Source organism: Mycobacterium alsense, assembly GCF_002086635.1.
GTDB lineage: Bacteria > Actinomycetota > Actinomycetes > Mycobacteriales > Mycobacteriaceae > Mycobacterium > Mycobacterium alsense.
The window spans coordinates 24565-31184 of record NZ_MVHD01000062.1 but is presented as its reverse complement, the minus strand read 5'-3'; the positions used below and the strand labels follow the sequence as shown (position 1 = coordinate 31184).

Genomic DNA, 6620 nt, shown 5'->3' with positions numbered 1-6620 from the left:
TGGTCAGGGTGTGCAGGGCGCCGACGGCGGGGCCGGCGGCCAGGGCGGGGCCGGTGGGTCGGCGGGCAGTGGTGGCGGTGGCCATCAGGGTGTTGGTGGTCAGGGTGGCACGGGCGGCACCGGCGGCGTCGGTGGTCAGGGTGGGGCCGGCACCGACCACAGCGCCAATGCGGGCGTAGCCGGTGGCCAGGGCGGTATCGGGGGCACCGGTGGCACCGGCGGGGATGCCGGGATCGGCGGTTTTGGCTTTGGTGGCACCGCGGCGTCGGGGACCGCCGGTGACGGCGGCCAAGGCGGTCTTGGTGGGACCGGTGGTGGCGGCGGTGCGGGCGCGGTGGGCGCGGCCGGTGGTGGTCAGGGTGTGCAGGGCGCCGACGGCGGGGCCGGTGGCCAGGGCGGGGCCGGTGGGTCGGCCGGTAATGCCCACGGCGGCACCATCGGCAACCAGGGTGTCGGCGGTCAGGGTGGTGACGGGGCACCGGCGGCATGGGCGGCACCGGCGGTGCCGGCACCGACAACAGCCTCAATGCGGGCGTGGCCGGTGGCCAGGGCGGGGTCGGTGGCAGCGGTGGCACCGGTGGGAAGGCCGGCACCGGTGGCAGCGGCGTCAATGGCCTTGCGGCCTCGGGCGCCGCCGGTGACGGCGGCCAGGGCGGCGTCGGCGGCACCGGCGGTGGCGGCGGTGCGGGCGCCGTGGGTGCGGCCGGTGGTGGTCAGGGTGCGCAGGGCGCCGACGGCGGGGCCGGCGGCCAGGGCGGGGCCGGTGGGTCGGCCGGCAGTGGCGGCGGCGGCCACCAGGGTGTCGGCGGTCAGGGCGGTGACGGCGGCACCGGCGGCATGGGCGGCACCGGCGGTGCCGGCACCGACAACAGCCTCAACGCCGGGGTGGCCGGTGGCCAGGGCGGGATCGGTGGCACGGGTGGCACCGGCGGGAAGGCCGGCGGGGGTGGCAGCGGCATCAATGGCATTGCGGCCTCGGGCACCGCGGGTGACGGCGGTCAGGGCGGTGCGGGCGGTACCGGCGGTGGCGGCGGTGCGGGTGCCGTGGGTGCGGTCGGTGGTGGTCAAGGTGTGCAGGGCGCCGAGGGCGGTGCCGGTGGTCAGGGTGGGGCCGGTGGGTCGGCCGGCAACGCGAACGGCGGCACCACCGGCAACCAGGGCGCCGGCGGTCAGGGCGGTGACGGCGGCACCGGCGGACAAGGCGGTCAGGGCGGCGCTGGCACCGACAACACCCTCAACGCGGGGGTGGCCGGCGGGCAGGGCGGCATCGGCGGAACCGGTGGCACGGGCGGCGACGCCGGCACCGGCGGTAGCGGCTTCGGCGGCACGGCCGCCTCGGGCAAAGCCGGCGACGGCGGCCAGGGCGGCATCGGCGGCACAGGCGGCGGAGGCGGTGCCGGCGCTATCGGTGCTGCCGGCGGCGGTCAGGGCGTGCAGGGCGCCGACGGCGGCAATGGCGGCCAAGGTGGTCAGGGCGGGTCGGCCGGTGACGCCCATGGCGGCTCGGTCGGCACCCAGGGTGCCGGCGGTCAGGGCGGTGATGGCGGCACCGGCGGACAAGGCGGCCAGGGCGGGGCCGGCACGGACAATAGCCTCAACGCCGGAGTGGCCGGCGGCCAGGGCGGCGTCGGCGGCACCGGAGGCACCGGCGGCGACGCCGGCACCGGCGGCAGCGGCTTCGGCGGCACCGCCGCTTCGGGCAAAGCGGGCGACGGCGGCCTAGGCGGCGTGGGTGGCACCGGTGGCACCGGCGGTCAGGGCAGCACCGGCCCGACCGGCGGCCAGGGCGGCATCGGCGCCGACGGCGGCCAAGGCGGTCAGGGCGGTCAGGGCGGTGCGGCCGGTAATGCCCACGGCGGCACCACCGGCAACCAGGGTGCCGGCGGGCAAGGCGGCGACGGCGGCACCGGCGGCGTCGGTGGCGCCGGCGGGGCGGGCACCGACAACAGCCTCAACGCCGGAGTGGCCGGCGGCCAGGGCGGCGTCGGCGGCATGGGCGGAACCGGCGGCGACGCCGGGACCGGCGGCAGCGGGTTTGGCGGCACGGCCGGCTCGGGCAACGCCGGTGACGGCGGCCAAGGCGGCCAGGGCGGCCAGGGCGGCAATGCCGGCAGCGCGACGGCGGCGGGCCAGAGCGGCGCGAACGGCGGCCAGGGCGGCGCCGGTGGGCAAGGCGGTCAGGGCGGCAACGCCGACGCGACCGGGACAGTCGGCTCCGGGGGCCAGGGCGGCACCGGCGGTCAGGGTGGCCAGGGCGGCACCGGCTTCGCCGATGACGGCAGCAACGACGCCACCGCCGGTGGCTCGGGCGGCCAGGGCGGCCAGGGTGGCCAAGGCGGCGCGACCGGTACCGGAGGCGGCACCGCGGGCAGCGTCGGCGCCGCGGGCACCGGCGGCACCGGCGGCACGGGCGGCACCGGCGGCACGACCATCCACAGCGGCGACACCGCAGGTGACGGCGGGCAGGGCGGTCACGGCGGCCAGGGCGGGCAAGGCCTCAACGGCCCGTCCGGCGCCAGCGGATACACCGGCGGGCAAGGCGGCCAGGGCGGCCAGGGCGGCGAAGGCGGCGGCGCCGTCGCCGGCGCCACCGACGGCAGTGGCGGCCAGGGCGGCATCGGCGGGCAGGGCGGCACCGGCGGCACGGGCTATGCCGACGACGGCACCGACGACGCGGGCGTCGGCGGTCAAGGCGGCGGCGGCGGCGAGGGCGGCACTGGCGGGGCGACGGGATCCGGCGGGGCGGGCGGAACGGTCGGCAACGCCGGCGCCGGTGGCCAGGGCGGCTCGGGCGGCCTCGGCGGCGACGGCGCGGCTGGGACCGCCCACACCGGCGGCGCTGGCGGCCAAGGCGGCGGTGGTGGTCAGGGAGGCATCACCAACGGCGCGACCAACGCCAGCGGTGGTCAGGGCGGCACCGGCGGTCAGGGCGGCACAGGTGGCTCGGGCACCGCGGATACCGGCTCAGACAACGCGGGTACCGGCGGCAGCGGCGGCGACGGCGGCCAGGGCGGTCAAGGCGGCGCAGTTGGCACCGGCGGCGCTGGAGGGACCGTGGGTGCGGGCGGCGACGGCGGCCAGGGTGGCACCGGGGGTCAGGGCGGTGTCGGAGCGAATGCCACCACGCCCGGCGGCACCGGCGACGCCGGTGGCCGGGGCGGTGCCGGCGGAAGCGGCGGCCAGGGCGGGGCCAGCTCCTCCGACAACGGTAGCGGTGGCGCCGGCGGCACCGGCGGCCAAGGCGGAACCGGCGGTAACGGCTATGACGACGACGGCAGCGGGGACGCCGGCACCGGCGGCCAGGGCGGCCAGGGTGGCACCGCCGGCCAGGGCGGCGCGCAGGGCGCGGGCCCGGGCACGAGCGGCGGCATTGGCGTCGCGGGAGCCGGCGGTCAAGGCGGCACCGGCGGCCAGGGCGGCGCCAATATCACCCGCCACGGCACCGCCGGCGCGGGCGGCCAGGGCGGCACCGGCGGTCAGGGCGGCGCCGACGTCGGCGGCGGCGCCGGCCAGGGCGGCCAGGGCGGCGTCGGTGGCCAGGGCGGCGCCGACACCAGCACCCTCGAGGGCACCGGCGGCGCGGGCGGCCAGGGCGGCACCGGTGGCCAGGGCGGCACCGGCGACAACCTCGCCCGAACGGGTATCGCCGGCACCGGGGGCACCGGCGGTCAGGGCGGCGCGACCAGCAGCTACATCGGCCGCGGCGGCGCCGGCGGCCAGGGCGGCACGGGCGGCCAGGGCGGGGACATCGCCGCCAGCACGACGCCGAATGCCAACGGGGACAACGGCAGTCAAGGCGGTGCGGGCGGCCAGGGCGGCCAGGGCGGCAACGCCGTCAGCGTCGGGGTCGGCGGCAACGGCGGCCAGGGCGGCATCGGCGGCCAGGGCGGCACCGGCGCCAACGGCTACACCGACACCGGCAGCGGCGGCGCCAGCAACGGCGGGACCGGCGGCACCGGAGGGCAGGGCGGCCAGGGCGGCGCGGCCGGCACCGGCACGAACGCCGGCGCGACGGGGACCGGCGGCACCGGCGGCGCCGGTGGCACCGGTGGCCAGGGCGGCGCCACCAACACCGCCGGCCACACCGCGGGCAGCGGCGGCCAGGGCGGCCAGGGCGGCCAGGGCGGCACCGGGACAACGGGTACCGCGACGGTCTTCGCGGGCGGCACCGGCGGCACCGGCGGCCAGGGCGGCCACGGGGGCGCCGGCGGAGGCGCCGTCGCGGGCGCGACCAACGGCAGCGGCGGCCAGGGCGGGACCGGCGGCCAGGGCGGCACGGGCGGCGTCGGCCACACCGACGACGGAAGTTACAACGAAGGCATCGGTGGAAAAGGCGGCACCGGCGGCACTGGCGGGCAGGGCGGCGCGGCCGGCGTCGGGGGCATCGCCGGCACCGGTACCCCGGGCGCCGCGGGCGACGGCGGCACCGGCGGCACCGGCGGCCAAGGCGGCGCCACGACCTTCACCGCGCACACCGCGGCCAGCGGCGGTCAGGGCGGCCAGGGCGGCCAGGGCGGCACCGGCACCGACGGCACCACACCGTTCGGCGCCGGCGGTACCGGCGGCACCGGTGGCCAAGGCGGCACCGGGGGCGCCGGCGGCAATTCCGTCACCGGATCGACCAACGGCTGGGGCGGCCGTGGCGGCCAGGGCGGCCAGAGCGGCACCGGCGGCCTGAGCGGCACTGGCGCCGTGGGCGAGGGCGGACAGGGCGGCCAGGGCGGCACCGGCGGCCAGGGTGGAACCGGGGCGGCCGGCACCGGCGACGCCGGTGGCACCGGCGGAAGCGGCGGAACCGGCGGCGCCGGCGGCAACACCGTCGGCAACACCAACGGCCTCGGCGGTTACGGCGGCAGCGGCGGCCAGGGCGGCACCGGCGGGTCCGGCACCGCGGACACCGGCTCCAACAACGCCGGCACCGGCGGCACCGGCGGCACCGGCGGCCAAGGCGGCGCCAGCGGCGTTGCGGGTACCGGCGGCACCGGCGGGTTCGGCCTCGGCGCCGGGGCCGGCGGCACCGGTGGCACCGGCGGTCAGGGCGGCGACACCACGTTCACCGGTCACACCGCCGGCCAGGGCGGCCAGGGCGGCCAGGGCGGCGCAGGGTCCCAAGGCGCCGACGGCATCGTCGGCGAGTCCAACGGCCAGGGCCGCAACGGCAGCGACGGCGGCGGTGGCGGCACCGGCGGGGCGGGCGGCAACGCCGTCGTGGGCGCAACCAACGGCAGCGGCGGCGTCGGCGGCCAGGGTGGCGTCGGCGGCAAAGGCGGCCAGGGCAGCGGCGACGGCGGCGGCAGCTACGCCGGCACCGGCGGCACCGGCGGCAACGGCGGCGATGCCGGCTACGGCGGCGCGGCCGGCACCGGCGGCACCGGCGGGACCATCGGTACCGGCGGCATCGGCGGCCAGGGCGGCGCCGGTGGCCAGGGCGGCACGGCCGGCGCCGGCCACACCGGCGGTACCGGCGGCCAGGGCGGCCGAGGCGGTGCTGGCGGCTTCGGCCTCGCCAGCACCCCCGGCGGCGTCGGCGGCCACGCCGGCGACGGCGGACAGGGTGGCGCCGGCGGCGCCGGCGGCAACACGGGTTCCGGCGGCACCAACGGCAGCGGCGGCACCGGCGGAGCCGGCGGTGGCGGCGGCTATGGCGGAAACGGCTACAACGATGACGGCACCAACGACGCCGGCTCCGGCGGGGTCGGCGGCAACGGCGGCCAGGGCGGCGTCGGCGGTGCGATCGGCACCGGCGGCGTCGTCAGCAGCGGCACGGCCGGCACCGGCGGCGACGGTGGCACCGGCGGCAGAGGCGGCGCCGGCGGCTACACCATCAGCAACGGCGGCACCGCCGGTGCGGGCGGCCAATCCGGCCAGGGCGGCACCGGCGGCGCCGGTGGCAGTGGCCCGGCCGGCGGCACCGGCGGCACGGGTGGGAACGGCGGCGGCGGCGGCGACGGCGCCTACGGCGGCAGTGCCTACGGCCCCGCCTCCACCGGTGGTGCGGCCGGGGCTGCCGGCCAGGGCGGGGCCGGCGGCATGGGCGGTCACGGCTACAACGACGACGGTTCCAACGACGCCGGCACCGGCGGCACCGGCGGCCAAGGTGGTTACGGCGGCTTCGGCGGCCAGGCCGGTGGCACACTCACCACCACGGGCCCCGGCGCCAGCGGCGGAAACTCCGGCCAGGGCGGCCAGGGCGGCCAGGGCGGCGGCACCACCGTCGCCGGCCACACCGCTGGTGCAGGCGGCCAGGGCGGCGAAGGCGGTTTCGGCGGTTACGGAGGCAACGGCTCTACCGGCGGAAACGGCGGCCAGGGCGGCGGCGGCGGCCAGGGCGGCACCGGCGGAACCAACACGCAGGGCACCGGCGGCTTCGGCGGCCAGGGCGGCTCCGGCGGCCAGGGCGGCTACGGCAGCGTCGGTTACACCGGTTCCGGCGGCAGCGGCGGCACAGGCGGCGGTGGCGGCACGGGTGGCACCGGCGGCACCGGCTCCAACGGCAACCCCGGCACCGTCGGCGGTTCCGGCACCGGCGGGCAGGCGGGCACCGGTCCCAGTGGCTCCAACGGCGGCACCGGCGGCACCGGAGGTACCGGCGGAAGCGGCGGAAGCGGTTCGCCCTAGCG

1 protein-coding gene and 1 pseudogene are annotated in these 6620 nt (G+C 80.6%); one reads left to right on the top strand and one right to left on the bottom strand.

What is annotated here, in order from left to right; translation table 11 throughout:
• Positions 1-427: pseudogene (locus BST11_RS23590) on the bottom strand (hypothetical protein); the annotation flags it as partial.
• Between the two features lie 410 nt (positions 428-837).
• Between BST11_RS23590 and BST11_RS29020 the strand changes: the two are divergent.
• Positions 838-6618 (top strand): PE family protein, encoded by a 5781-nt coding sequence (locus tag BST11_RS29020; RefSeq protein WP_483406807.1) that lies wholly within the window; start codon positions 838-840, stop codon positions 6616-6618.
• Positions 6619-6620 lie beyond the last annotated feature (2 nt).